This is a genomic window from Actinokineospora auranticolor, assembly GCF_041897805.1.
GTDB lineage: Bacteria > Actinomycetota > Actinomycetes > Mycobacteriales > Pseudonocardiaceae > Actinokineospora > Actinokineospora auranticolor.
Genome location: NZ_CP154825.1, coordinates 8,430,996 through 8,456,368, shown reverse-complemented (window position 1 = coordinate 8,456,368; position 25,373 = coordinate 8,430,996). Strand labels below are relative to the sequence as shown.

General features: G+C 72.0%; 23 protein-coding genes. 10 read left to right on the top strand and 13 right to left on the bottom strand.

What is annotated here, in order from left to right; genetic code table 11:
* Positions 1 to 62 precede the first annotated feature (62 nt).
* Positions 63 to 2,198, top strand: a complete 2,136-nt coding sequence (locus V5P93_RS37310) for an MMPL family transporter (RefSeq protein WP_104479335.1) — start codon at positions 63 to 65, stop codon at positions 2,196 to 2,198.
* 213 nt (positions 2,199 to 2,411) lie between these two features.
* Entirely contained in the window at positions 2,412 to 3,272 is an 861-nt protein-coding gene (locus tag V5P93_RS37305; protein WP_245931275.1) for a ribokinase, read from the top strand.
* Here the strand turns inward: V5P93_RS37305 and V5P93_RS37300 are convergent.
* Positions 3,224 to 3,784, bottom strand: a complete 561-nt coding sequence (locus V5P93_RS37300) for a TetR/AcrR family transcriptional regulator (RefSeq protein WP_104479334.1) — start codon at positions 3,782 to 3,784, stop codon at positions 3,224 to 3,226. The two genes, V5P93_RS37305 and V5P93_RS37300, sit on opposite strands and share 49 nt — an antisense overlap.
* Before the next feature lie 35 nt (positions 3,785 to 3,819).
* Here V5P93_RS37300 and V5P93_RS37295 point away from each other — a divergent pair, with 35 nt between their 5' ends.
* A complete protein-coding gene (locus V5P93_RS37295) occupies positions 3,820 to 5,037 on the top strand; it encodes an aspartate aminotransferase family protein (RefSeq protein WP_104479333.1) in 1,218 nt (405 codons plus the stop codon).
* Here V5P93_RS37295 and V5P93_RS37290 read toward each other — a convergent pair.
* Positions 5,028 to 5,843: a Scr1 family TA system antitoxin-like transcriptional regulator gene (locus V5P93_RS37290; RefSeq protein WP_181043492.1), complete on the bottom strand. Its 816-nt coding sequence runs from the start codon at positions 5,841 to 5,843 to the stop codon at positions 5,028 to 5,030. The two genes, V5P93_RS37295 and V5P93_RS37290, sit on opposite strands and share 10 nt — an antisense overlap.
* 118 nt (positions 5,844 to 5,961) lie before the next feature.
* Between V5P93_RS37290 and V5P93_RS37285 the strand changes: the two genes are divergently transcribed.
* On the top strand, positions 5,962 to 7,248 hold the full coding sequence (locus V5P93_RS37285; RefSeq protein WP_104479331.1) for a helix-turn-helix transcriptional regulator: 1,287 nt from the start codon (positions 5,962 to 5,964) through the stop codon (positions 7,246 to 7,248).
* A gap of 78 nt (positions 7,249 to 7,326) precedes the next feature.
* Complete coding sequence (locus V5P93_RS37280) at positions 7,327 to 7,968, top strand: 5-formyltetrahydrofolate cyclo-ligase (RefSeq protein ID WP_245931274.1); 642 nt, start codon at positions 7,327 to 7,329, stop codon at positions 7,966 to 7,968.
* On the opposite strand, the gene V5P93_RS37275 is transcribed toward V5P93_RS37280, so the two are convergent.
* The 7 genes from V5P93_RS37275 to V5P93_RS37245 all read right to left on the bottom strand — a co-directional run bounded on the left by V5P93_RS37275 (position 7,946) and on the right by V5P93_RS37245 (position 14,887).
* Positions 7,946 to 8,827 carry a LysR family transcriptional regulator gene (locus tag V5P93_RS37275; protein ID WP_104479330.1) on the bottom strand — a complete coding sequence of 294 codons (882 nt, stop codon included), beginning with the start codon at positions 8,825 to 8,827 and terminating at the stop codon, positions 7,946 to 7,948. The genes V5P93_RS37280 and V5P93_RS37275 overlap by 23 nt on opposite strands.
* Before the next feature lie 17 nt (positions 8,828 to 8,844).
* Positions 8,845 to 10,029 carry a glycine C-acetyltransferase gene (locus V5P93_RS37270; protein WP_104479329.1) on the bottom strand — a complete coding sequence of 395 codons (1,185 nt, stop codon included), beginning with the start codon at positions 10,027 to 10,029 and terminating at the stop codon, positions 8,845 to 8,847.
* Between the two features lie 7 nt (positions 10,030 to 10,036).
* Complete coding sequence (gene tdh / locus V5P93_RS37265; protein ID WP_104479328.1) at positions 10,037 to 11,065, bottom strand: L-threonine 3-dehydrogenase; 1,029 nt, start codon at positions 11,063 to 11,065, stop codon at positions 10,037 to 10,039.
* Between the two features lie 132 nt (positions 11,066 to 11,197).
* Entirely contained in the window at positions 11,198 to 11,830 is a 633-nt protein-coding gene (locus V5P93_RS37260) for a DUF1707 domain-containing protein (RefSeq protein WP_104479457.1), read from the bottom strand.
* A gap of 9 nt (positions 11,831 to 11,839) precedes the next feature.
* The gene (locus V5P93_RS37255; protein ID WP_104479456.1) at positions 11,840 to 12,478 is read right to left on the bottom strand and encodes a response regulator transcription factor; all 639 of its coding nucleotides are present in this window, start codon (positions 12,476 to 12,478) and stop codon (positions 11,840 to 11,842) included.
* Positions 12,479 to 12,498: 20 nt separating this feature from the next.
* The gene (macS, locus tag V5P93_RS37250; RefSeq protein WP_104479327.1) at positions 12,499 to 13,650 is read right to left on the bottom strand and encodes a MacS family sensor histidine kinase; all 1,152 of its coding nucleotides are present in this window, start codon (positions 13,648 to 13,650) and stop codon (positions 12,499 to 12,501) included.
* A gap of 43 nt (positions 13,651 to 13,693) precedes the next feature.
* Complete coding sequence (locus V5P93_RS37245) at positions 13,694 to 14,887, bottom strand: AI-2E family transporter (protein ID WP_104479326.1); 1,194 nt, start codon at positions 14,885 to 14,887, stop codon at positions 13,694 to 13,696.
* Positions 14,888 to 15,024: 137 nt separating this feature from the next.
* Between V5P93_RS37245 and V5P93_RS37240 the strand changes: the two genes are divergently transcribed.
* The 3 genes from V5P93_RS37240 (at position 15,025) to V5P93_RS37230 (ending at position 21,705) form a co-directional block, all read left to right on the top strand.
* Positions 15,025 to 17,256, top strand: coding sequence for a hypothetical protein (locus tag V5P93_RS37240; protein ID WP_104479325.1), 2,232 nt, complete (start codon positions 15,025 to 15,027; stop codon positions 17,254 to 17,256).
* A 219-nt stretch (positions 17,257 to 17,475) separates the two neighbouring features.
* On the top strand, positions 17,476 to 18,405 hold the full coding sequence (locus tag V5P93_RS37235; RefSeq protein WP_104479324.1) for a hypothetical protein: 930 nt from the start codon (positions 17,476 to 17,478) through the stop codon (positions 18,403 to 18,405).
* A gap of 204 nt (positions 18,406 to 18,609) precedes the next feature.
* Positions 18,610 to 21,705, top strand: coding sequence for a hypothetical protein (locus tag V5P93_RS37230; RefSeq protein WP_104479323.1), 3,096 nt, complete (start codon positions 18,610 to 18,612; stop codon positions 21,703 to 21,705).
* 67 nt (positions 21,706 to 21,772) lie between these two features.
* Here V5P93_RS37230 and V5P93_RS37225 read toward each other — a convergent pair whose 3' ends face one another.
* Both V5P93_RS37225 and V5P93_RS37220 read right to left on the bottom strand, forming a co-directional pair.
* Positions 21,773 to 22,135, bottom strand: a complete 363-nt coding sequence (locus tag V5P93_RS37225; protein WP_104479322.1) for a nuclear transport factor 2 family protein — start codon at positions 22,133 to 22,135, stop codon at positions 21,773 to 21,775.
* Between the two features lie 109 nt (positions 22,136 to 22,244).
* Complete coding sequence (locus V5P93_RS37220) at positions 22,245 to 22,688, bottom strand: MarR family winged helix-turn-helix transcriptional regulator (protein WP_104479321.1); 444 nt, start codon at positions 22,686 to 22,688, stop codon at positions 22,245 to 22,247.
* A gap of 50 nt (positions 22,689 to 22,738) precedes the next feature.
* On the opposite strand from V5P93_RS37220, the gene V5P93_RS37215 reads away from it, so the two are divergent.
* Positions 22,739 to 23,113: a MarR family winged helix-turn-helix transcriptional regulator gene (locus V5P93_RS37215; RefSeq protein WP_104479320.1), complete on the top strand. Its 375-nt coding sequence runs from the start codon at positions 22,739 to 22,741 to the stop codon at positions 23,111 to 23,113.
* Between the two features lie 67 nt (positions 23,114 to 23,180).
* Positions 23,181 to 23,972, top strand: coding sequence for a dioxygenase (locus V5P93_RS37210; protein WP_104479319.1), 792 nt, complete (start codon positions 23,181 to 23,183; stop codon positions 23,970 to 23,972).
* On the opposite strand, the gene V5P93_RS37205 is transcribed toward V5P93_RS37210, so the two are convergent.
* Together V5P93_RS37205 and V5P93_RS37200 are read right to left on the bottom strand one after the other, a co-directional pair.
* Positions 23,969 to 24,742 carry a class I SAM-dependent methyltransferase gene (locus V5P93_RS37205; RefSeq protein WP_104479455.1) on the bottom strand — a complete coding sequence of 258 codons (774 nt, stop codon included), beginning with the start codon at positions 24,740 to 24,742 and terminating at the stop codon, positions 23,969 to 23,971. The two genes, V5P93_RS37210 and V5P93_RS37205, sit on opposite strands and share 4 nt — an antisense overlap.
* A gap of 10 nt (positions 24,743 to 24,752) precedes the next feature.
* Positions 24,753 to 25,349 (bottom strand): TetR/AcrR family transcriptional regulator, encoded by a 597-nt coding sequence (locus tag V5P93_RS37200; protein ID WP_181043491.1) that lies wholly within the window; start codon positions 25,347 to 25,349, stop codon positions 24,753 to 24,755.
* Between the last annotated feature and the right edge of the window lie 24 nt (positions 25,350 to 25,373).

Here is a 25,373-nt window from a genome sequence, read left to right as displayed (position 1 = left end):
GAGCCCTATCCTGCCACTGCTGGGTGAACAGTGTTAACCGCGTTTCGGAGGGTGATTCGGCAGTGTTCTCATCGTGGGGGTCGGTCGTCCACCGTAGGCGCTGGCTGGTCCTGGTTGCCACTCTCGTCATCACCCTGGGCGGCGGCTTATGGGGCCTCGGCGTGTTCGACAAGCTGACCCAGGGCGGGTACGAGGACCCGGCCAGCGAGTCGGCCCGGGTCAACAAGATCGTGGAGGACGAGTTGGGGCAGAAGCCCGCCGACATCGTCCTGCTCTACACCGCGCCCGCGGGCAAGACCGTCGACGACCCGGAGGTCTCGGGCAAGGTCACCGCGGCCCTGGCCGCGCTGCCCACCGACGCGGTCGCCTCGCGCATCGACTACTGGACGGCCGGGCAGCCCGCGCTGGCCAGCGCGGACAAGCGCCTGGCCATGGCCACGATCGTGCTGGTCGGCGACAATTTCGACGCGCGGCAGAAGTCTTTCGCCAAGGTCGAGGACAAGCTCGCGATCGACGGGGTGCTGACCCAGGTCGGCGGCAAGGTGCCGACCGAGCGGGCGATGACCGAGCGGTCCAACTCCGACCTCGCGGTCGCCGAGGCCATTTCGCTGCCGGTCACCCTGATCCTGCTCGTGCTGATCTTCGGCAGCCTGGTCGCGGCGGCGCTGCCGGTGCTGGTCGGCGGTCTGGCGATCTTCGGCGCGCTGGGCGTGCTGCGGTTGCTGAGCCTCGGGCTCGAGGTCAACACGTTCGCGGTCAACGTCGCGACGCTGCTCGGGTTGGGCATGGCCATCGACTACGGCCTGTTCACCGTCGGCCGGTTCCGCGAGGAGATGGCGGCGGGCCGCACACCGGCGGAGGCCGTGCGGCGCACCGTGGCCACGGCGGGTCGGACGGTCGCGTTCTCGGCGACGCTGCTGGTCATCGCGCTCGCCGGGCTGCTGGTGTTCCCCATGGACTTCCTCAAATCGATGGCCTACGGCGGCATGTCCGCGGTGGCCATCGCCGCGCTGGTGTCGCTGACGCTGCTGCCCGCGCTGCTGGCCATCCTCGGTCGCCGCGTCGACAAGCTCTCGCTGCCCTGGCGGCGCAAGGAGCCCGGTGAGCCCAAGCTGCTCGGCCGGATCGCCGACGCGGTCATGCGCAAGCCCGCGCTGTTCGTCGCGCCGATCGTGGCGGTGCTGGTCGTGCTGGCCCTGCCCTTCGGCGGCATCGAGTTCGGCGGCTCCGACGAGCGCCAGCTGCCGCCCGGCGACCCGCACCGCGCGACCGCCGAGGCGATCACCGCCAACTTCCCGGCGGCGAGCAACAACACCGTGCGCGTCGTGCTGCGCGGCGCGAACGGCGCGCCGGACCAGGCGATCGTGCAGGCGTTCACCGACGCCGTGTTCCGGGTGCCCGGGGTGAAGGCGTTCACGCCGTCCGGCGCGGGTGGCAACACCGTCGTGTTCACCGCGCCGTTGGACGCCAACGCGTCATCGGACCGGGCGCGGCACGCCGTCGAGGGACTGCGCGCGATCCCGTCGCAGGCCGAGGTGCTGGTCGGTGGTTATCCGGCGCTGGTGGTGGACTCGGTCGACGGGATCGTCAGCCGGGTGCCGTGGATGGTCGGCATCCTGGCGGCGGCCACGCTGGTCCTGATGTTCCTGGCCTTCGGGTCGGTGCTGCTGCCGATCAAGGCCGTGGTGATGAGCGCGTTGAGCCTGTCGGCCACCTTCGGCGTGCTGGTGTTCGTCTTCCAGTACGGGCACGGCGCCGGGCTGCTCGACGTGACACCGCAACCGATCCAGGCCGGGATGCTCGTGCTGATCGGCGCGGTGGTGTTCGGGCTGTCCACCGACTACGAGACGTTCCTGCTGGCGCGGATGGTCGAGGCCCGGCACGCGGGGATGTCGACCGGCGACGCGGTGCGCACGGGACTGGTGCGCACCGGTCGGATGATCACCGCCGCGGCGCTGCTGCTCGGGGTGGTGACCGGCGCGTTCGGCATGTCGTCCTTGGCCAGCATGCGGTTCATCGGCCTCGGCATGATCATCGCCCTGGTCCTGGACGCCACCGTGGTGCGGATGCTGCTGGTCCCGGCGGTGATCAGGCTCTTCGGCGACGCGGCCTGGTGGGCACCGAAGTCGTTACGGCGCCTGCAGGAGAAGGCGGGGCTTTCGGAGGTCGAGTCCCCGCGCGAGTTGGAGAAGGTCTAGCCACCCGCCATTACGGCCACCGGCGCCGATCGCTCGGGGGGCTACGCGACCGGCGCCGGTGACAACTCCCGGCTCGCGCCGGGGCTTCGCACATCCCGATGGGATGTGTCACAACTGACGCACAGTGTGGCACTCCCGCTCCGCTCGGCTACCCGATCGTTCACACTTGCGCACGTTCGCTAATGGCAACGGCCGCTGACTAGGGTCAATGTCGTGGAAACCGCGATTGTGGTACTGGGCTCAGCGAACGCGGATCTGGTCGTCGAGGTCGCTCGGCGGCCCCTCGCGGGCGAGACCGTGCTGGGGTCGGACACGTGTGTGCTGCCCGGCGGCAAGGGTGCGAACGCGGCGGTGGCGGCTGCCCGGTTGGGCGGCGCGGTCGCGTTCGTGGGTGCCGTCGGAGGCGACGCGAACGGGGACCTGGTGGTGCGTTCGCTCGTCGACGCGGGTGTGCGCGTCGACCACGTGCGCCGGGTGGACCGGCCGACGGGCGCCGCGTACATCACGGTGACGCCGGACGGGGAGAACTCGATCGTCGTGTCGCCGGGGGCGAACGCGGCGTTGACCGCCGACGACGTGTGGTTGGGGTCGGCGCGGGTGTTGGCGGCGTCGTTGGAGGTGCCGCTCGCCGTCGTCGAACACGCGGTGGTGGCGGCGGAACGCGTTGGCGCGCGGGCGGTCGTGAACGTGTCGCCGGTCGCGCGGCTGTCGGCGGAGGCGTTGGCGGTGCTGGACCCGCTGGTGGTCAACGAACACGAGGCCGACGAGCTGGGTGACCTGTTGGCGTTGGGCGTGCGTTCGGCGGTGATCACGTTGGGTGCGCGCGGGGCCGTCGTGGTCGAACGCGAACGCGCGACCGAGGTGCCCGCGCCGCGCGTCGACGTCGTCGACACGACGGGCGCGGGCGACGCGTTCACCGGCGCGCTCGCGGTCGCGTTGGCCGGCGGGGCGGACCTGGTGTCGGCTGTTCGACGGGCCGTCGCGGTGGCGTCGGTGTCGGTGACGGCGTCCGGTGCGCAGCCGTCCTACCCGACGCAGGAGCGGATGAACAGGTCGGCGAGTTCACGGGCGTAGGCGTCGACATCGGTGTCGGCACCGTCCGCGCCGTCGACGCCGTTCGCGATCGTGCGGGCCACGACCCGGACGTCGAACTCGCCGAACACGCCCTCGCGTTGCCCCTGGACGAGTTGGCGTTCGAGCCTGCCGGTGCGGAAGTCGCGCAGCACCGGGGCGAACTCGGGCATGTTCGCGCCGATCTCGCGGATCGCCCGGACCTGGTCGGGGTGGGTGGTGAGCATGCCGACCAGGAACTCGATGTAGGACCGCAGCATGTCGACGCGGTCGGTGGTGCCGTCGAGCCGTTCGTTCATCCGGTCGTCGACCGCGCTGATGGCGGAGATCAGGGTGGTCATCATCAGGTCGGACTTGTCGCGGAAGTGGTAGGAGATCAGCCGGGTGCTGCTCAGCCCGGCGTGCTCGACGATCTTGGCGAACGAGGCGCCCGCGAACCCGTGCCGCGCCACCACCTCGACGGCCGCCTCCGCGATCTGCTGCCTGCGCGCCGCTTCGGTCACTGTTACCTGCATGAGTAAATAGTAACACGGCTGAGTAAAGTGGGACCATGGTTTCCATGGACCTGCCGGAGACCTCCCTGCCCGCGCACGGCACCCCGCGCGAAGAGCTGTTCGCCGACCTGCGCGCCCGCAAGTCCGCCGACGCCGACTGGCGCGCGGGCCGCACCTGGAGCCTGATCTACCCGGCGGGCGAGGACGTCGACGCGGTCCTGCGCGAAGCCCACGAGCTGTACCTGTACGAGAACGCCCTCAACCCGTTCCGCTTCCCGTCCCTGGCCGACATGGAACGCGAAGTGGTGGCCATGACGGCCGGGCTGCTGCACGCTCCCCCGGGCGCGTCGGGCTCGCTGACCTCGGGCGGCACCGAGTCGATCATGCAGGCGATCCGGGTCGCGCGGGACCGGGCCGCGGTCGAGTCGCCCGCGCTGGTCGTCCCGAGGTCCGCCCACCCGGCCTTCGCCAAGGGCGCCAAGTACTTCGGCCTCGAACTGCGCCAGATCCCCTTGGACGCCGCCCTCCGCGCAGACGTCTCGGCCGCCGCCGAGTTGATCGACGAGCGGACGGTGTTGGTGGCCGGTTCGGCGCCGAACTACCCGCACGGGGTCGTCGACCCGATCCCGGAACTGGCCGCCCTCGCCGCGTCCCGGGGCATCCCCTTCCACACCGACGCCTGCGTCGGCGGGTTCCTGCTGCCGTTCCTGCCCGACGCGCCCGCCTTCGACTTCCGCGTCCCGGGCGTGACCACCATGTCGGCCGACGTGCACAAATACGGCTACGCCACCAAGGGCGCGTCGGTGTTGTTGCACCGCAACGGCGACCACGTGCTGCAGTACCAGGCATTCCTCTACCAGGACTGGCCCGGCGGCCTGTACGGGTCACTGGCCCTGGCGGGCGCCCGCCCGGCGGCCCCGATCGCGGCGGCCTGGGCCGTCATGCGATACCTCGGCGTCGACGGCTACACCCGCCTGGTCCGGCGGATCATGGCCACCGTCGCCAAGATCCGCGCCGGCAGCACCGACCTGGGCCTGGAACTCCTCGGCGATCCAGCCGCCTCGGTCCTCGCCTTCACGGCTCCCAACATCATGGCCATCGGCGATGAGATGGACGACCGGGGCTGGCACCTGGACCGCCAAAACGACCCGGACGCCCTCCATCTCATGGTCTCCCCCGAACACGACCGAGTCGTCGACCGATTCCTCACCGACCTCCGCGACTCCGTCGACAATGCAGGCCAGTCCCGTGGGGTGCAGGCCCGCTACAGCTGACCCACCCCAACCGCACTGCGCTGCCGCCTGTCGACGATGTTGGCGATGGCCCCGACAGACACCCGAGGCGACAGGGCTTTGTCTCGGATCGCCCGGATGTCGCGGTCGTGGATGGCGATGTCTCCTGGTCGGTGGCTCCACATGGCGAACGGAGGCGGACCGCTGATCGCGAAGCGCAGGTCGCAGGAGTCCAGCAGCGTCCGCCGACTGTCGAACGCCGGAGGCGGCGCGGCCACGACGCGGAGTTCGATGTTCGGGCGCGCGGACAGCGCGGCGAGGTGGCGCAACTGGTCATCCGACGCCTGCTGGAGTGCGGTGTGCCCGACGAACAGGCCCACCGTCGCGGGTTGGTGACGCGTGAGGATTTCTTGGCGTTGCCGTAGCTCTTTGTCAGGCAGGCGGAACAGGTCGGGGATGATCTGGGGCGCGATGAACGTGAGATGGTCGGCGGCCTGCTCGAACTCCAGGTAGACGGCGTCCTGGTGCCTGCGCTCTGCCTCGGTGGTCGCGATCCAGTGCGGGGCGCTGGTATCGGTGGCGAGGGCCAGGGTGTCGGCGAACTGGCCACCGCAAACCCCGAGGGCACCGAGGAAGTGCGCGACCTGCTCGGATCGCGGCGTCCGGTGCCCCGTCTCCCACCTCGACAACGTCGGCATGTCCCGGTTGATCAGGTGGGCGAACTCCCGCAACGACCACCCACCCGCGCGCCGGGCCTTCCGCAGCGCCCACCCCAACGCCACCGCCTTCGGCGTCCTCGACACCCGGCACACCGGTGCCTTCACCTGCTCGTCGATCACCGCTGCCACCGCTTCCCGATCCGTCGACGCTGGTCTCGCGGTTGACCATCGCGGTGTGAACGCTCGGTGAGCAAACATGTGGTGACACCGCTCGCACGGTCTGTCACAGAGCGTCTAGCGTTGAGGTATGGGGCGCGAGTCCGAGGTTGTCTTGGCGCGGCGGCGGCAATTGGGGTTGCGGTTGGCCGCGTTCCGCCGGGCGGCCGGGCTGACACAGGCCGAGTTGGCCGAGCGGCTGCTGTGCGACAGATCGATGGTGGCCCACCTCGAACGCGGGCGTGGTCGAGGGACCGCCGACTGGTGGCGGGACGCCGACAAGGCATTGGCGGCGGGCGGCGTTCTCGTCGACGAGTACGGCGAAGCGGTCGCTGTCGCGGCCGAGGTGGTGGCTCGCGGGCGGGCGTCGGCGCTCGCCGAGGTTCAGGCGCAGGTGGGAGCGTTTCGGCAGGTGTCGTCGGATCCCCTTGCGGGTGATGACGAGTTGGCCTGGGAGTTGGCGCGGCGGGTGGCGGCCACTGATGTCTCCGGTGAGACGGTGGGGCGGCTGGAGCGGGCGTTCGACGGGTTGGCGGTGGACTACCCGAAGGCGTCCCCTGCGGCGTTGCTGGTCCGGCTGCGGGCGCACCTGGGATACGTCGCCGGGCTGCTGGACAAGCGGGCCACGCTCGACGAGCGTCGGCGGTTGGTCGTGGTCGGCGGGTGGATGTCGCTGCTCGCCGCGACCTGCCACGTCGACCTGCGCCAACGGCACGCGGCGGGCGCGTACCTGCGGACCGCCGCGAGCCTGGCCCGCCACGCCGGGCACGACGAGATCCGGGCCTGGTGCTACGAAACCGAGGCCTGGCGGGTCCTCACCGACGGGGACTTCCCGCGCGCCCTCGAACTCTCGCGCTCGGCCCGGCACCACGCCCCGGCGGGGAGTTCGATCGCCATCCAGGCCACCGCGCAGGAAGGGCGGGCGCTGGCCCGGCTCGGCGACCGGCGCGCGACCGCTCGGGTGATCAGCCAGGTGCACCGGCTCGTCGCCCCGCTGCCGACCCCGGACGCCGAGCACCACTACCGCTATGACCCGCACAAGGCCGTCGCCTACACCGCCACCACCCTCGCCTGGGCGGGCGACCCCGCAGCGGAGGCACACGCCCGCGAGATCATCGCCCGCCTCGCGCCGCCCGGGGACACCACCCGTTGGCCACGCCGTGCCGCGTCGGCACACCTCGACCTCGCGCTGGCACTGGCCAACGCCGGCCGCCACGACGAGGCCTGCCAGTGCGCGGTGCGCGCGATCGAGTCCGGCCGCATCGTGCCGAGCAACCTCTGGCGGGTCACCGAAGTCGTCGACCGGGTCGGCCCGAACGCGCGGACACCGGATCTCCAAGACGCCTACCGCAGGCTGCTCGACAACATCGCGCGATGACCTCGGCTGAGGCGAAGTCCGCAGTCCGGAGGCGCGTCTGGGGAGCGTTGACCGCGGAACGGGTTGTGCGGGACATCGATGTCTTCGGGCGGATTCCGGACTTCCTCGGTGCTGACCTCGCTGCCGACCGGCTTGCCGGTGTGGCGGGATGCCCGGGTGGTCAAGGCGACGCCGGACAAGGCGCAGGTGTCGGTGACAGTGCGCGCGTTGCGCGAGGGCAAGGTGGTCTACCTGGCTGTGCCCAAGCTCGCCGGAACCAAGCCCTTCTACCTGCTCGACCCTCGGCGACTCCCGGTTCCGCCGGAGGAGGCGGCCGTTCCCAAGATCGCCGCGCGAGTGGCGCCCGCGGTAGAGGTCGATGCGCTGGATCCAGTGGACTTGGCGGTGTGCGGCAGTGTGGCGGTGAGTCGGGGTGGGGTGCGTGTGGGGAAGGGGGCGGGCTACGCCGATCTGGAGTTGGCGTTGCTCGGCGAAGCCGGGTTGATCGGGGCCGACACCGTGATCGCCACGACCGTGCACGACCTCCAGGTGATCGACGGCGACCTGCCCGAGACCGAGCACGACTTCGGCATCGATCTCATCGTCACCCCGACCCGGACCATCACTTGCGACGCGCCTCGGCGGCGGCCGGGGTTGCTGTGGGAGCACCTGACCACCGACAAGATCGCGGCGATTCCCGCGCTGGAAGCCCGGCGGGTCAGGCGGGGCTGGCCTCGATGAGGGCCTTGCGGACGACCTGGATCAGCGGGTGCGTCTCCCGCCCCCGGCGGACCGCCGCGTAGACCTGGCGTTGGGGGGAGGGGGTTACCGGGCGGACGCGGTCGGTGGAGGTCAGGGTCGTGCGTGGGATCAGTGCCACGCCGACGCCCGCCGCCACTAGGGCGGCGGTGGCGGTGAAGTCGTCCGTGGTGTGGGTTACGCGGGGGGTGAAGCCCGCTTGGGCGCAGGCCGTCAGCAACACATCCCGGCAGGGGTTGCCGGGCAGCGGGACCACCCAGTCGTCGTCGGCTAGGGCGGGGAGGGGGATCTCGGGGTGGGCCAGCAGGGGGTGGCCGGGGGGTAGGACGGCGTTGAAGGGTTCGGAGTACAACGAGTCGAAGGTGGCTCGGTGTTCCGGGCCGTCGAGGGGGTTGTGCATGGAGACGGCGATGTCGATCTCACCGTCTAGGAGCATGGGGAGGCTCTGCTGGCCCTCGGCGTCGCGGACCAGGATGGTCACCGACGGCGCGAGGGCGCGCAGGGCGGTGATGGCGGGCGCGACGACCTGGGTGATCGCCGACGCGAAGGCGGCGACGCGGACCTGGCCCAGTTCGCCCGCTCCGTAGGCGGCCAGGCGGGCTTCCGCACGATCCAGTTCCGCCAGCACCGCGTCCGCGTGTTCCACCAGCAGCTCCCCCGCCGAGGTCAGCCACACCCGGCGACCTCGGCGGCGGAGGAGTTCCTGGCCGACCTCCGACTCCAGGGCCGCCAACTGCTGCGACACCGCCGACGGGGTCAGGTGCAGCGCGGCACCCGCCGCCGTGACGGTGCCGTGGTCGGCCAGGGCGCGCAGGACCCGCAGGCGTCGAGGGTCAATCACGCGCTCATCGTGGCAGGTCAGTCGGCCATCTTCGCCCGGGCGGTGATGAAGGCGTCGACGGCTCGGTTGACGTCGTCGGGGGTGTGGGCGGCCGACATCTGGGTGCGGATGCGGGCCTTGCCGTGCGGGACGACCGGGTACGAGAAGCCGATCACGTAGATGCCCTGCGCCAGCAGCAGGTCCGCCATCCGGGCCGCCTGCGCCGCGTCGCCGATCATCACCGGGATGATCGGGTGTTCGCCGGGCAGCAGGTCGAAGCCCGCCTCGGTCATCCGGGCGCGGAACAGGGCGCTGTTGTCCCGGAGCCGGGTCAGCAGCTCGGCCGAGTTCTCCAACAGGTCGAGGACCGCCAGGGCCGCGCCGGTGATCGACGGGGCCAGCGAGTTGGAGAACAGGTACGGCCGCGATCGCTGCCGCAGCAGCTCGACGATCTCCGCGCGGCCCGAGGTGTAGCCGCCGCTGGCGCCGCCGAGGGCCTTGCCGAGGGTGCCGGTGTAGATGTCGACGCGGTCGCCGACGCCGAAGTGCTCGGGGGTGCCGCGGCCGGTGGCGCCCATGAACCCGACGGCGTGCGAGTCGTCGACCATGACCAGGGCGTCGTGCCGCTCGGCCAGGGCGCAGATCTCGTCGAGGGGCGCGAGGTAGCCGTCCATGGAGAAGACGCCGTCGGTGGCGATGAGGCGGTAGCGGGCGTCGGCGGACTCGACGAGCTGCCGCTCCAGGTCCTCCATGTCGCGGTTGCGGTACCGCTTGCGCCCGGCCTTGCACAGCCGGATGCCGTCGATGATCGACGCGTGGTTGAGCTCGTCGGAGATCACCACGTCCCGGTCGGTCAGCAGCGTCTCGAACAGGCCGCCGTTGGCGTCGAAGCAGGAGCTGTACAGGATCGTGTCCTCGGTGCCGAGGAACGCCGAGATCCGCGCCTCCAGCTCCTTGTGCGGCGCCTGCGTACCGCAGATGAACCGCACCGAGGCCATCCCGAAGCCCCACTCGTCCAGCGACCGCTTCGCCGCGTCGACCAGCGCCGGGTGGTCGGCCAAGCCCAGGTAGTTGTTCGCGCAGAAGTTCAGCACCTCGTCCGGGCCGCCGACCCGGATCGCGGCCCGCTGCGGCGAGGTGATCACCCGCTCGGCCTTGTACAGGCCCGCCGCCCGGATCTCGTCGATGGTGCCGCGCAGGTCGTCGCGGATCGCGCCGTACATGAGTCTCCTAGCTCGTCCAGTCGAGGATGACCTTGCCGCACTTGCCGCCGCGCGCGGTGGCGAACGCCTCGGCGTAGTCGGTGTGCGGGAACCGGTGGGTGATCACCGGGGAGATGTCCAGCCCGGCCTGCAGCAGCACCGACATCGCGTACCAGGTCTCGAACATCTCGCGGCCGTAGATGCCCTTGATGGTCAGCATCTTCAGCACGACCGCGCCGAAGTCCACGGCGATCTCGCGCGCGGGCAGGCCCAGCATCGCGATCCGACCGCCGTGGGTCATGTTGGCGATCATCTCGCGCAGCGCCGACGGCTGACCGGACATCTCCATGCCGATGTCGAAGCCCTCGGTCATGCCCAGCTCGCCGGTCACCGCGGCCACCGGGGTCGCGCTGACGTCGAGCGCCACCGACACGCCGATCTTGCGCGCCAGCTCCAGCCGGTGCTCGCTGACGTCGGTGATCACCACGTGCCGGGCGCCCGCGTGCCGGGCCACCGCCGCGGCCATCAGCCCGATCGGGCCCGCGCCGGTGATCAGCACGTCCTCGCCGAGCACCGGGAACGACAGCGCGGTGTGCACGGCGTTGCCGAACGGGTCGAAGATCGCCGCCACGTCCGGGTCGACCTCGTGCCGGTGCACCCAGGCGTTGGCCTCGGGCAGCACCGCGTACTCGGCGAACGCGCCGTCGGTGTGCACGCCCAGGCCGCGGGTGTTCGCGCACAGGTGCCGCCGCCCGGCCAGGCAGTTGCGGCAGGCCCCGCACACCAGGTGCCCCTCGCCGCTGACCAGGTCGCCGACGGCCACCTTGCTGACCGCCGCGCCGACCTCCACGACCTCGCCGACGAACTCGTGCCCGAGCACCAGCGGCGCCTTGACGACCCCCGCCGCCCAGTCGTCCCAGGACTCGATGTGCAGGTCGGTGCCGCAGATGCCGGTCCGCAGCACGCGCAGCAGCACCTCGCCCGGCCCGGGCCGGGGGTCCGGGACCTCGGCCAGCTCCAGGCCGGGGCCGTGGGCGGTCTTGACCAGTGCTTTCACGTCGGCTCCTCCACGCGGCGGGTGGTGGCACCCGCCGGGCGGAGTCTCGCGCCGATCACACCGCGCGGTCCATCGGGACTTTCTGCACTGCTTTGACAGCGCAGCTGCACAGCCGGTGCGACACCGGGTCCGTCAGGTGTCCCAGCTCACCTTCCACGGCTTGCGGATGGTCAGCGACCCGATGCGCACGTACGAGGGACGCGAGATCTCCACCGAGCCCGCCTTCACCCGGCCGGTGAGCACGAACAGCGGCCCGCCGCCCGTCTCGTTCCTCGCCTTGTTCTTCACCGCGCCCGCCACGACCTCGATGTCGTTGGCCACGCACCGCGACCGCTCCGGCAGCAGCAGCTCCACCGAGCCGCCCGCCACGTCGAGGTGGATGCGCACCTCGGCGTGCGTGATGACCGCCTCGGTGAAGTCGAAGTCGCTCGAGCTCATGCGGTTGAGGATGGTCATCTCGCGGGGCACCACCCACGGGCCCTCGCGGCGGATCGAGGACATGGTGGTGCGGAACTCGACCGGCGGCGCCGCGGTGGGGCTGCCGGGTTCGCGGTTGACCACGCCGGGCAGGTCGACCAGCACCGAGTTCAGCTCGGCGCGCGTCTTGCTGGCCAGCGCGGTGTCGGTGCGGGTGCTGAACTCGTCGAGGCTCAGCAGCCCGTGCCCGATGGCCTTCTGCAGCACGCCGACCACGTGCTCGCGCTCGGCGTCGGACACCCGGAAGTCACGGGGGCTGATCGGTGCGGCGAACGACTCGGTGCTCACCACCCCAGACTACTGCTCCGGGTCGGCGTCCAGGCCGTGTTCGATGGCGTACCTGGCCAGTTCGACGCGGTTGTGCAGCTGCAGTTTCCGCAGCGTGGACTGCACGTGGTTCTCCACCGTGCGGTGCGAGAGCACGAGCCGGTCGGCTATCTGCCGCGCGGTCAGGCCCTTGGCGACCAGCCGCAGCACCTCGGTCTCCCGCTCGGAGAGCTTCGGCGCGCTCCCCTCCTCCGGGCCCGCGGCCATCCGGCGGTACTCGCCGAGCACCAGCCCGGCCAGCCCGGCGGTGAACACCGCGTCACCGGCCGCGGTCCGGCCGACGGCGTCGACCAGCTCGTCGGCCGACGCCGACTTCACCAGGTAGCCGGACGCGCCCGCTTTCACCGCCTCCAGCACGTCGCTGTGCTCGCCGCTGGCGGAGAGCACCAGCACCCGGGTGTCGGTCAGCGCGGCGGTGATCGCCCTGGTCGCGTCCACCCCCGACTCGACGCCGAGGTTGAGGTCCATCAGCACCACGTCCGGGCGGACCGCGTGCGCGATGCGCACCGCCGACGACGCGTCGGCGGCCGTCGCGCGCACGTCGAACCCGCGTTCGGTCAGGTCGCGGGCCACCCCGTCCCGCCACATCGGGTGGTCGTCCACGACCATCACCGAGATCACCTGCTCGCTCACCGCGTCCCCCTCTTGGCGTTCGGGATTCGGATCTCCCACTCGGTCCCCGCGTCCGGTGCCGTTTCGAGGGTGGCCGTGCCACCCAGCTCCCGGACCCTCCCCCGGATGGACCGGGCGATCCCCAACCGGCCCTCGGTTTCCGCCGCGGCGACCCGACCGGCGGGGATGCCCACACCGTCGTCGCGCACGCTCAGCACCACTTCGTCGCCCAAGTCCTCCAGCAGCACCCACGCGCGCGCGGTGGGCCCGGCGTGCCGGTCGACGTTCTCCAGCGCCTCCCGCACCAGGTAGGCCAGCTCGGCCGCCGCGGCCTCGGGCACCATCACCGCCGTCGCGGGGACGGACACCTGGTGCCGGTCGTTGGTCAGCACCTGCAACCGGGGGCGCAGGTCGGCCTCGCCACCGGCGGTCGACTCCAGCGGTGCCGCCGCGACCAGCGCGCGCAGCGCCACCTCCTGCCGACCAGCCAACTCGGCCAGTTCGGCGGCCTCGCCACCCAACTCCCGGCCGCGCTTGCGGACCCGGGCCAGCACCTGGAGCACGCTGTCGTGGATGGTGCGGGCCAGCCGCTCCCGCTCGGCGGTCGCCGCCTCCGCGCGCATCGCCTGGGCCAGGCGCTCGGCGGTCTCGGCGGCCTTGACCTGGTTGAGGCTGAGCATGCCCACGACGATGCCGACGCCGATCAGCAGCACCATGTCCCTGGTGAGGTCGGTGTCCACGTAGCCGCGCACGCCGTAGTTGAACGCTGAGATCACCGCGCCGAAGACCGCGCCGCCGACCACCCGGGCCCGGATGGCGCCGACCGCGACGACCGAGGTCACCCACACCGTGGGCAGCAGTGGCACGGCGTCCACGGCCAACTGGTCGTGGGTGAGGGCCATGCGCGAGAGGGTCATCAGCGCGCAACACACACCCAGGTCCACGACGGTGAACCAGACGCTGCCGCGTCCGGGACGCAGGTAGTGGATGGAGGTGACGAGCGTCCACAGCGCCATCGCGCCGATCGTCGACCAGGCCAGCCAGGTGCGCGCGTACTCGCCGTCGTGCGTCATGACCACACCTGCGGCGAAGACGAGCGTGATGACCCGTAGTAGTACTGCCGCCCGCCACAGCGGTTTGAGTGCGTCCTTGCGCGCCGGCGGTTTCATGCTCGGGACACTCTCATGGGCGGTCACGGGGCCGTGATGGGTCTTATGGTCTTGATGGTTCCGCGCTGTCCTCGTCGTCTTCGGTCACGTTGGGCTGCGACCCGGCGTCGTCTAGCACGTCGACTTCCTCCGGTTCGGTATCGCCCTCATGCAGCAGCGACCGGATACCGGCGTTGAGCACCGCGAGCAGCGGCACCGACAGCAGCGCGCCCGCGATGCCCGCGGCTATCAGGCCGACGCCGATGGCCAGCACCACGGCCAGCGGGTGCAGCTTCACCGCCCGGCCCAGCAGCCACGGCTGGAGCACGTGGCTCTCGATCTGCATGATCGCGACCACGATCGCCAGCACCACCAGCGCGGTCACGAAGCTCTTCGCGACCAGCGCGATCAGCACCGCCACCGTGCCCGCGATGAGCGCGCCGATGATCGGGATGAACGCGGTGAGGAACACCAGCGCGGCCAGCGGCACCACCAGCGGCACGCCGGTGATCCACAGCCCGATGCCGATGCCGACCGCGTCGAACACCGCCACCGCCGCCGTCGCCCGGACGTAGCTGACCAGCGACGAGAAGCCGCGGCGGCCCGCCACGTCGACCCGGTCGCGCACCGGGGCGGGCACCGCGCGGACCACGAACCGCCAGATCCCGGCGCCGTCGAAGAGGAAGAAGATGAGGATGAACAGTGTCAGCAGCAGCCCGGTCAGCACCTCGCCGATGGTGGCCGCGGTGGTGATCGCCCCCGAGGTGATCGCCGACTGGTTGGTCTTGATGGTGCCGATGGCGTTCTGGATGAACGACTGGATCTGGTCCTGGCGCAGGTGCAACGGGCCGTTGGTCAGCCACTTCTGGATGGTGTCGAGGCTGTCGTTGACCTGGCTCTGCAGCTGCGGCAGGCCGTTGGTGAACTCCGTGATCACGAACGTGAGCACGCCGCCGACCACGGCCAGACCGCCGATGAGCACTATCGCGGTGGCCAGCGAGCGCGGCACGCGCCACTCCACCAGCTTCCCGACACCGGGTGCCATCAGCGCGGAGAGCAGTAAGGCGATCGCCATCGGGATCACCACGTGGGCGAAGAAGCCCAGCAGCCAGATGACGATGTAGAGGGCGCCGATGATGACGATGAAGCGCCAGGACAGCGCCGCGCTGACGCGCAGCCCCCTGGGCACAAGTGGCGTGACGTCGTTGCTCTGAAGCGTGGCGCGGTGCTTGAGCCCCGCGACGCGGTTTCTGCTCATCGCCGATCACGGTAATAGGTCGAACCGGATGCCGGCGATGAAATCCCGGGTGTTGACCCGTCCGCCCCGTCATCGGGGCCCGTCCCCTGGGTCACTGTTGCCATCACCACCCCCCGGGGATCTGATCTCATGGCCGCATGACCGCCTACGTGCCGCTCGACGACCTGACCGACACCGAGCGCGCGGTGCGGGCGGCCTTCGGCGGCGGGGCCCGGCTGGACCTGGCGGGCAAGTCCGTCCGGGGGGCCGTCCTGGCGGGTTTGCTCACCGGCGCCTATCCCCTGGGGGTCGGCGCGATGCCCGCCCTCCGCCTCGACAACGCGCGGGTCACCGGCAGGCTCGACCTCGAGGGCCGCGCGGTGGACTCGGTCATCACGCTCCAGCGCTGCGAGTTCGAGCACGCGCCCGTGCTGCGGATGGCGCGACTGGTCGCCCTCAGCCTGCGCGGCTGCCGCGTGCCCGCGCTCTACGCCCGCAACCTGCGCGTCGGCAGTGACCTCTTATTGGAGGCGGGCTTCACGTGCGACGGCGTACTCGACCTCACCGACGCCACCGTCGAGGGCACGCTGCGATTAGCAGGCGCCGTGCTCCGCAACCCCGGCGCGGCGGCGCTCCTCGGCGCCCGGCTCCGGATCTCCGGCTCCATCCAGGCCATCTCCCTGCGCGTGTTCGGCGAGCTGCGGCTGCGCGGCGCGGGAGTCGGCGGCAGCGTCCACCTGACCGGCGCCCAGCTCGCGCACCCGTCCGGTGTCGCGCTGGAGGCGACCGGGCTCGTGGTCGCGGGCAACCTGCTCTGCGACTCGGCGGGCGGCCGGTTCGACGTCGCGGGCACGGCTGTTCTTTCCGGCGCCCGCATCGGCGGTGACGCTGTCTTCTCCGGCGCCCGGTTGCACGACGCCCGCGACGGCGACGGCCAAGTGCTCGTCCTCCCCCGGGGTACCGCGGCGGACCACTACGTCCTCGACGCTGAGCGGTTGCGCGTCGACGGCGACCTCAAACTCGACTCCGGGTTCACCGCGCACGGCTCGGTCGGGTTGCGCGGCGCGCACATCGGCGGCCACCTCTTGCTCTCCGGCGCCGAGATGGGCCACCGCGCGATGCTGGCCGACCAGGTGAAAGCGTTTGCCGAGGGGCGGACGACCACCCGCGTCCCGGTCGCGCTGGTCGCCGACGGCGTCGAGGTGCGCGGTGACGTCGAGGCACGGGGCACGCGGTTCGGCGAGACCGACTCCGACGGCGACGCCCGCACCGCCTTCCGCGCCTACGGCCAGGTCCGCCTGGTCGACGCGCACGTGCACGGCAGCGCCAGCCTCTCCCGGGCCTGGCTGCGCGGCCCCGGGATAGACGTCCTGTTCGCCGACCGCCTGCGCGTCGGCGGCACGCTCTTCCTGCGCAAGGTGCGGGCCAGCGGCTCGATCCGGCTGCAGAACGCGCACATCGGGTCCAGCCTCGACTGCTCCGGCGCCCGGCTGATCAAGCCGCGGTTGCGCCCGGACGGTTCGGTCAAGCCGTCCCTCGACGCGCGCGTGGCGACCATCGGCAAGGACCTCCTCTGCAGTTACGGCTTCCGCGCCATCGGCGGTGTCCGGGTCCGGTTGGTCGAGGTCGGCAAGATGGCCACCTTCGCCGGTGCGCGGCTCGGCGGGCGCACCGGTCCCGGCCACCCCGTCACCGACAAGGCGCTCTCGGCCTACGGGCTCACCGCGCAGGAGCTCGTCCTCGTCTTCCCGGAGCGCCGCCCGCCGCTGGGGCTGGTGATCCTCACCCGCGCGTCGGCCGTGTCGGTCACCGACGGGGCCGGGCTCTGGGCCGCGCGGGGCGGGGTCGACGTCGAGGACTTCACCTTCACCGCGCTCGCGGCCGTGCCCGAGGTGTCGGTGCGCACGCGGCTGGCGTGGCTGCGGAAGGTGCAGCCGGACTTCGCGCCCGGCCCCTACGATCGGCTGGCCGCGGTCTACTCCGACGGCGGCGAGGAGGAGCTGGCCCAGCGCGTGCACCTGGAGCGGCAGCGCCGCCGCTACGCCGAACTGCACGTGGCGGGCAGGCTGTGGGGTCGGCTGCAGGACGTGACCGTCGGCTACGGGTACCGGCCGTGGCTGGCCATGGTCTGGCTCGGGTTGTTCTGGCTGCTGGGCACGCTCTGGTTCGGCGACCACCCGATGGTCAAGCTGGACAACGACATGGACCCGGTGTGGAACCCGCCGCTGCTGGCCACCGACCTGCTGCTGCCGATCATCGACCTGGGCCAGGACAACAAGTGGCGGATGGTCGGCGCGTCGCAGTGGATCTCGGGCGTGCTCATCGCCGTCGGCTGGATCCTGGCGACCACCGCGGCCACCGGCGCGACCCGCGTGCTCAAGCGGGGCTGAGCGCGGGGGCTGTGGACAGCTCCGGTCGGTTTTTCGCGATCACCTGGCGTACTCACGGAACGTGATCTGTGGAAACACTCTGTGTTCGTCACACGATCCGGTGGGCATGCTGAGTCACGCGTGCATAACGGTGCGTGCGGGTGCCAGTGTCTCCGGTGCACGGCGGCCTGCCGTGCCGATCGGACCGGCGCACGAGCGGCAGAAGGGACCCCGCACACCGTGGACCAGCAGCGGACGAAGGAGACCGGCGCCTGGCGCCGCGTGCTTTCCCGCACCCTGCTCGTCCTGGGTGGCACGGTCGCCTCCACCGCCGCCGCGTGGGCCGTCACGACCGCGACCGCCGGTGCCGACGTGGCCACGGACCTGCAGGACGGCCTGCGGTCCACGGCCGACTCGGTGCCGGTGCTCGACACCCCCGCCGCGGCCGACACCGAGGAGCTGGTCACCGGTCTGACCGACCGGCTCGGCGTCGTGCTCGGCGAGCCCGTCGACCGGACCGTCACCAGTGCGGTCGGTCAGCGGGCGGTTCGGGCGGCGAAGGCCGTGGACGACTTCGGCCACGACCTCGCCCAGCTGCCCGTCCTCGACCCCGGCCGGTTCGACCTGCCCGGCGGCACCCCCGCCGCACCCCGGGTCGCGGCGGTCGTCGAGGTGGTTCGGCACGTGGTGCCGAACCCGATCACCACCCGGGCACTCGACACGGCCCCCGCCGCCGAGCGATTCGATGGCTCCGCCACCGAGCTGCCCGGCGTCGCGGTGCCCGGCCCCGAGCAGGTCGTGACCGAGCAGCCCGCCGCGGGAGTCCCCGCCGCCGCGCCGCACCGGTCCGGCGTGGTGGGCGCGAGCGCGGTCATGTTCGGCGCGAGCGCCCACGGCTACGCGACCCCCGACCTGCCCGGATCCCGGGAGCGCTCCGAACCGGAGGCCCCCGCCCTGCCCACCGGCCCCAGCCCGCTGGCGCCGCTGAGCATGCCCGCTCCCGTCTCCACCGGGCACAGCCCCGGTGGTGGCAGCGCGGACGCCACGGGCCTCGCCCTGGTGGCGACGGTTCCCGCGAGCACGGAAAGCGGCCCGGTCCGCGCACTGCGCACCGCACCGGCCCTGGCGCTCGCCGCCGTCGACGCCCAGCCGGGCGTCACCCCCGACTGAGCCATCCCCCTCGCGGCTGAGGAGCGCTCCGCTCCCGCCGGGTCACGCGCACCCACGTCTGCCGTGCCCAGGCCGCGTCTTCCGCCGCGGGATCCCCTCCCGCACCCCGAAAAGCGGGTGAGCACTGCCCCGAACGCGCCCGGTGGCGGGCGACCCGCGACATCCCGACAGGGATAACCACCCCGAAGAAGGAGAACACACCACATGCAGACCTGGGCGAAGCGCGGTTTCCAGACCGCGCTGGTCACCGGTGGCCTGTTGATGCTCGGCACCGGCATCGCGTCGGCCGACGACAACGTCAACCCCGACATCACCCCGAAGTCCGCGCTCGACGCGAACATCAAGGTCGTCGGCAACGTCACGAACAACTCCATCGGCACCGTGCTCGGCGACGAGCACCTGCCGGAGATCAACCGCACCATCTCCACCAGCCCCCGCGAGGTCCTCAGGGCCGTCCCCGGCGGGCAGGTCGTCACGCCGCTCGTCGACGGCATCTCCGAGCGCGCGCTCACCGGGGAGAACGCCCCGCTGCGGGCGAACAAGGTCGTCGGCAACGTGGTCGTGCCGGTCGACGTCTCCGGCAACGCCATCGCCCTCGGCGGCGACTCGTCGGTCACCAACGACTCCACGCAGAGCGTCTCGACCGACCGCGACATCACCACCACCGGCGACGACCGCGCGATCGCGGGCAACGTCGTCGACCTCGACTACACCGCCCCCACCCAGGTGACCGGCAACGCGATCAGCCTGCTGGGCGACGCCGAGTCGACCAACACCGCGTCGCAGTCGACCAGCACGGGCGGCGACATCACCACCACCGGCAACGACGGCGCCATCTCCGGCAACGTCGTCGCGGGCCAGGCCACCACCCCGGTGCAGGTCAACGGCAACGCGATCGGCATCGGCGGCAACGCCGACACCGACTCCAACACCACCTCCGACAGCGTCGTCGGCGGGGTCATCACCACCGACGGCGTCGACAGCACCCTCGGCGGCAACGGCGTGGCCGCGCCGATCGCGGCGCCCGCCCGGGTCACCGGCCAGTCCATCGGCATCATCGGCAACACCAACGCGCAGTCCACCAACGCCACCTCGGCCCAGGCCGGGGACCAGGCGCCGGACTTCAACCAGAACCCGACCTACGTCTTCAGCAACGGCGAGGACTCGACCATCGGCGGCAACGTCGTGCAGGCGCCGCTGGCCACCCCGGTCACCGCCGACTGCGTGTCGGGTGTCGCGGTGGGCAACTCCGACGCCCTCTGCCAGTCCAACCTGACGACCGCCGCAGGCGGCGGCAACCGCACCTGGGGCACCGACTCGGTGCTCGGCGGCGCCATCGGCGCGACCCCGGCCGCCGTGCCGGTGAGCGTGATCGGCAACGCGGGCGGCGTCATCGGCGACGCCAACACCGACCAGAACAACACCATCGACACCACCGCGGGCGGGCACAGCCGCACCCGCGGCCACGAGAGCGTGCTCGGCGGCACCCTGGTCAACTCGCCGGTGTCGGCCCCGGTCGACTCCTGCGCCAACGGCGGCGTGCTCGTCGGCGACACCAACATCGCCTGCGAGAACATCTCCACCACGAGCGCGGGCGGCGACGCGGGCTCCACCGGTGACGACTCGGTCGGCGGTGGCAACGGCGCCACCACCCCGATCACCGTGCCGGTCGAGCTGATCGACAACGGCGGCGCGGCCCTCGGCGACGCCGACATCTACGCCACGGAGACCAAGTTCTCCAGCGCGGGCGGCGACGCCAACACCGCCGACGACGACGCCGTGCTCGGCGCGAACCTGGTCAACGCGCCGATCGCCGCGCCGGTCCAGGCCTTCGGCAACACCTTCGGCGGCGTGGCCAACACGACCTCCGACACCGCGCTCGAGAACCAGATCAGCGCGGGCGGCCCGTCGCAGTCCTCCGGCACCGGCGGCACCGGCTCGGGCAACATCGTCCAGGCCCCGGGTGTGCTGCCGACCCAGGTCTTCGGCTCGGGCACCACCGTCGGCGGCAGCGGCGACGCGGTCGCCTCGAACGTCACCTCGGTGGCCACCGGCGGCACCGCCACCACCGACGGCGTCGACGGCAACGCGTCCGGCAACGTGGTCTCGCTGCCCTTCGCGGGCGCTGTCCAGGGCTTCGGCGACAACGCCGCCGTGCTCGGCGACGGCACCTCGCAGGCGGACAACACCGTCGACAGCACCGCCGGGTCCACCGTGGACACCGACGGCCGCGACGGCAACCTGGCGGGCAACATCGTCAGCCCGCAGCTGTTCCCGTTCGTCCAGTCGCACGGCACCGCCATCGCGGGGGTCGCGGGCGACAGCACCGCCACCTCGACCAACACCACCTCGGGCAGCTCCGGCGGCGACCTGACCACCAACGGTGACCAGGGCTTCCTCTCCGGCAACCTGGCCGACCTCCCGGTGGCCGGGCTCGTGCAGCCCAACGCCGACGCGGTGTCCGCGGTCGGCAGCGACGCGGTCGGCGTCGGCGACAACAACACCTCCGGCTCGGTCGGTGGCACCTCCACCACCAGCGGCCTCGGCGGTTCGCTCAACGGCATCGACATCACCGGGCCCACCTCGGTGAACGCCCCGGTCCGGGACGTCCCGGTCGAGGTGCTGGCCGACGCGCTGACCCACTCGACGCACAGCAGCGACGTCACCGTCGGCGAGAACCGCCTGGCCGACGAGGACGAGGCGCTGAAGCTCCCGGCCGCCGGTGGCCTCGGCGTCACCGAGGTGCCGTCGCTGTCCTCGCTGCCGTTCAAGGGCATCTTCAAGGGCCTGCCCGCCGCGCGCTCCGCGCACGGCACCCCGCTGGACGCGCTCAACGTCGCCAACCCGCTGCGCGGCGGCCTCGGCACCGCGGGCCTGCCCGGTGCCGAGCTCCCCGGCGGCGACCTGCTGGGCGGGCTCCCGCTGGGCGGCCTGCCGATCGGCGGTCTGCCGGTGAACCCGGGCAACCTGACCGGTGCGCTCAACCCGGGCGGCCTGACCGGCGGCCTGCCGCTGGCCTCGGGCCTGCCGCTGGGCCGCCAGGCCCGCGCGGACTTCCCGGCCACCGTGCCCGGCCTGGACAACCTGAACAACGTGTCGGGTGCCTTCTCCGGCAACCTGTTCGAGGCCCCGTCGCTGAACCACCTGCCGGTGCAGACCCCCGCGCTGTCCGGTTTGGACAGCGCCGCTGCCCTGCCGACCGCCGGTCTCCCGACTGCCGGCCTGCCCGGTCTGCCGAGCCTGCCCGGTGTGTCGTCGCTGACCGACACCCAGGCGCGCCTCGCGGGCCTGTTCGACTGATCCACCTGGTCTGAACCGTCAGAGGAAGGGCCCGGGAGCGCTGCGCTCCCGGGCCCTTCCGGCGTGCTCAGGCGGGGACCTTGTCGAGGAAGCCGTAGACGGCGGTGAATCGGCCGTGCTCGGCCACGGCCACGTCCGAACCCTCCACAACGGACTGACCGCCGCCCGTCGGCACCAGCTCCCAGCGGAAGCGGACCGTGCCGTGGTGGGCGTCGGCGGCGCCGAGCAGCCGGACCACGTGGCCGGGGAACTGCGCCAGCGCGGCGCCGATGCCGTCGGTGATCTGGTCGTGGCCGGTGAGGTCGACCAGCGGGTCGGTGAGCGTGCCGCCCTCGGCCCACAGGTCGGCGACGGCCGCCCGGCGGGCATCGGTGTCGGCGGTGTTCCACACGCCGATGTAGCGGTCGACGAGATCGATCAGGTCGCTCATGTCGGGACTCCCCTTCGGTTCTTGGCTGATCGTCTGTCGTGGCCGCGACGGGGACGACGATGCCGGCGCGGCGGGGGCGCGTCGATTACCCCGGGGGTAAGCGTCCTGCTCAGCGGCGCACGAGCGCGGTGTAGGCGTCGACGAAGTCGGTGAGCATGCCCGCGAACGCGGCCCGCTTGTCCGGCGGCCAGTCGGCCATCGCCTCGGCGAACACGCCTTGCCGGAAGCGGTGCACCTCGTCGGCGTGCGCGCGGCCCGCGCGGGTGAGCGCGAGCAGGGTGCGCCTGCCGTCGGACTGGTCGGCCCGGCGCTCGACCAGCCCGGCCTCGACCGCGGCGGCGACCAGCCTGCTGGCCCGGGGCTGGTCGACGGCGAGCGCGGCGGCGACCGCGCCGACCGTGCAGGGTTCCTGGTCCTCGACGACGTCGACCACGGCCGTCGCCGCCGGGGTGTGGTCGCGCCCGCTCAGCGCGCCGAGTGCCCGTCGCGCCTGCAGGCGGCGGATCGCCACCATCGCGCGTTCGACCAACGCCACATCGTCCTGGTCCGACATGCATGCTAGTCTACAAATACATGTAAGAAGACATGTATTTGGAGGATGACATGCGACCGATCGGGTACTGGGCCAAAGAGCTGGACCGCAGGCTGGAGGCGGAGTTCGAGCGCCGGTTGGGTGGTGCGGGGGTGACGCGGCGGCAGTGGCAGGTGCTCAACGTGCTGCCCGCCCCCGCCGACGAGGTCGACCGGGAGATGGCGCCGTTCCTGTCGAGCGCGGCCGAACTGCTGGACGGCCTGGTCGACCGGGGCTGGGCGCGGCGCGGCGAGGTCGTCGAGTTGACCGGTGCGGGGTTCGCCGCGCGGGAGGCGATCGGCGCCGAGGTGGCCGGGTTGCGGGCCAAGGCCGCCGACGGGATCGGCGACGCGGACTACCTGGTCGCGGTGCGCACCCTCGAACGGATGGTGGCCAATCTCGAATGAGTGGGAATACCGCGGGGCGGCGGGGTGTCGTGCTATGTTGTTCAATATTCAACAACAGGGGTGACCGATGACCCACGCACCGACCCGCCAGCCCGTGCTCTACCTCAGCCACGGCGCGCCGCCGCTCGCCGACGACGCGCTGTGGACCAAGCAGCTCGCCGACTGGGCCACCGACCTGGGGGAACCCACGGCGATCCTGGTCGTGTCCGCGCACTGGGAGGAGGCGCCGCTGACCCTGGGCGCCACCACGACCGCGCCGCTGACCTACGACTTCTGGGGCTTCCCGGAGCGCTACTACCGGGTGACCTACCCGGCCCCGGGCGCGCCCGAACTGGCCGCGAAGGTCCGCAAGCTGCTGCGGTCGGCGGACCACCCGGTCGCCGACGACCCCGAGCGCGGGCTCGACCACGGCGCCTACGTGCCGCTGGTCGAGATGTTCCCCGAGGCGAACGTGCCGGTGCTGCAGATCTCGATGCCGACGCTGGACCCGGCCGCCCTGGTCGAACTCGGCCGCAGGCTCGCCCCGCTGCGCGACGAGGGCGTGCTGATCATCGGCAGCGGCTTCTTCACGCACAACCTGTCCGGCCTGGACATGGGCCGCGACGCCGCCCACCGCCCCCCGACCTGGTCATCGGAGTTCGACGACTGGGGCGACCGGGCCATCGCCGCCCAGGACCTCGACGCGCTGATCGACTTCCAGCGCAAGGCCCCCGCGGCCCGGCTCGCGCACCCGCGCACCGAACACTTCGCCCCGCTGTTCGTCGCCCTCGGCGCCAGCACCGACACCCTCCACCACCAGCGCGCCGTGATCGACGGCTACTGGTACGGGCTGGCCAAGCGCTCCTGGCAGTTCGACTAGGGGCGCGCGGTGAGCAGGACGAGCGAACCCTCGTAGGCGGGTTGGGTGCGCAGGTGCCCGAAGCGCTCGTCCCAGCTGCCGTCGGCCAGGTCGCGGCCGAGGTGGTCGGTGAACCGGGCGACCGCGTCGTCGGACAGGAAGCTCCACGCGGAGCAGGCGAGTCGGGCCGCGGGGTCGAGGAGGGACTCGGGGCGGCCGTAGTAGGCCTCGTTGAACCCGTCGACGCAGTCCAGCGGGATGGGCACCAGCTCCGTCGAGGCGCGACCACCGAGCCCCGCGGCCAACCGCGCCCGCGACGGGTAGCGGCCGGCCTCGACGTCGATCACGTCGCGGGCGTAGTCGGTGAGCCAGAAGCGGTGCAGGAGGTCGGGGTCACCGGTCAGGACCACGACGGGGCCACGGGTCACCCGGCGCAGCTCGCGCAGGCCCGCGTCGAGGTCACCCCACTGGTGCACGCTGAACGTCGTCATCGCGGCGTCGAAGGTGTTGTCCGCGAACGGCAAGTTCTCGGCGGTCGCGTCCACCGCCTCGGCCAGGTGCGACGGCCGCTGCGCCCGCATCGACGCTGAAGGCTCGACGGGGGTGACCTTGCGGTCGACGGGTTCGTAAGAGCCCGCACCGGCCCCGACGTTCAGGACGGTCCGCGCGTCCCCCAGCGCTTGCTCGATGTGGGCGGCGATCCGTGGATCCGGCTGCCGGAACCTCGTGTACCCATCGCCGACCTGGCCGTAGTCGGCGTCGCCCGCACTTCCGTCCCCAGAACGCGTCATGGTCTCGACGCTAGTGGGCAGGGCGTTCGGGATCACCGTGACGTAGTCCGCTCAACAGCAGCGTGAGCATCCGCGCGGCCTGGGCCGACCTCTCCGGACTGTCCTGCGCGGCCCAGGCGATGGCGCCGACCACCTTCAGCACGTCCGCGTCCTCGACCGCCGCGGTGACGGCGCCCGATCGCCGCGCTCGAGCCAGCAACCCGGCACCCATCTCGAACAGTTCCGCGTGCCAGGCCGACACCCGCTCGCGGTCGAGTTCCGAGTTCAGCACGGCCGCCGCCAGTCCGCGGTAGGTCAGACCGTGGTCGAGGGTGGCGCGCAGCCAGGTGGCCAACGCGTCGAACTCGTCCTCGGCCGCCAGCAGTTCACGACCGAGGTCGACCAGGTCCGCGATCTGCTCCCCGAGCACCACCTCGATCAGGTCGAGGCGGGTCGGGAAGTGCCGGTAGAGCGTGCCGCTGGCCACCCCGGCCCGCCGCGCGATCTCGTCGAGGGACGCGTCCACCCCGAACTCGGCGAACGCGGCCTTCGCCTGCGCCACCAGCTGTTCGTAGTTGCGGCGGGCATCCGCGCGCAGTGGGCGTCCCGGGTCCTGGCCTGTCCGCATCCACACCACCCTGGCTAACCGGGG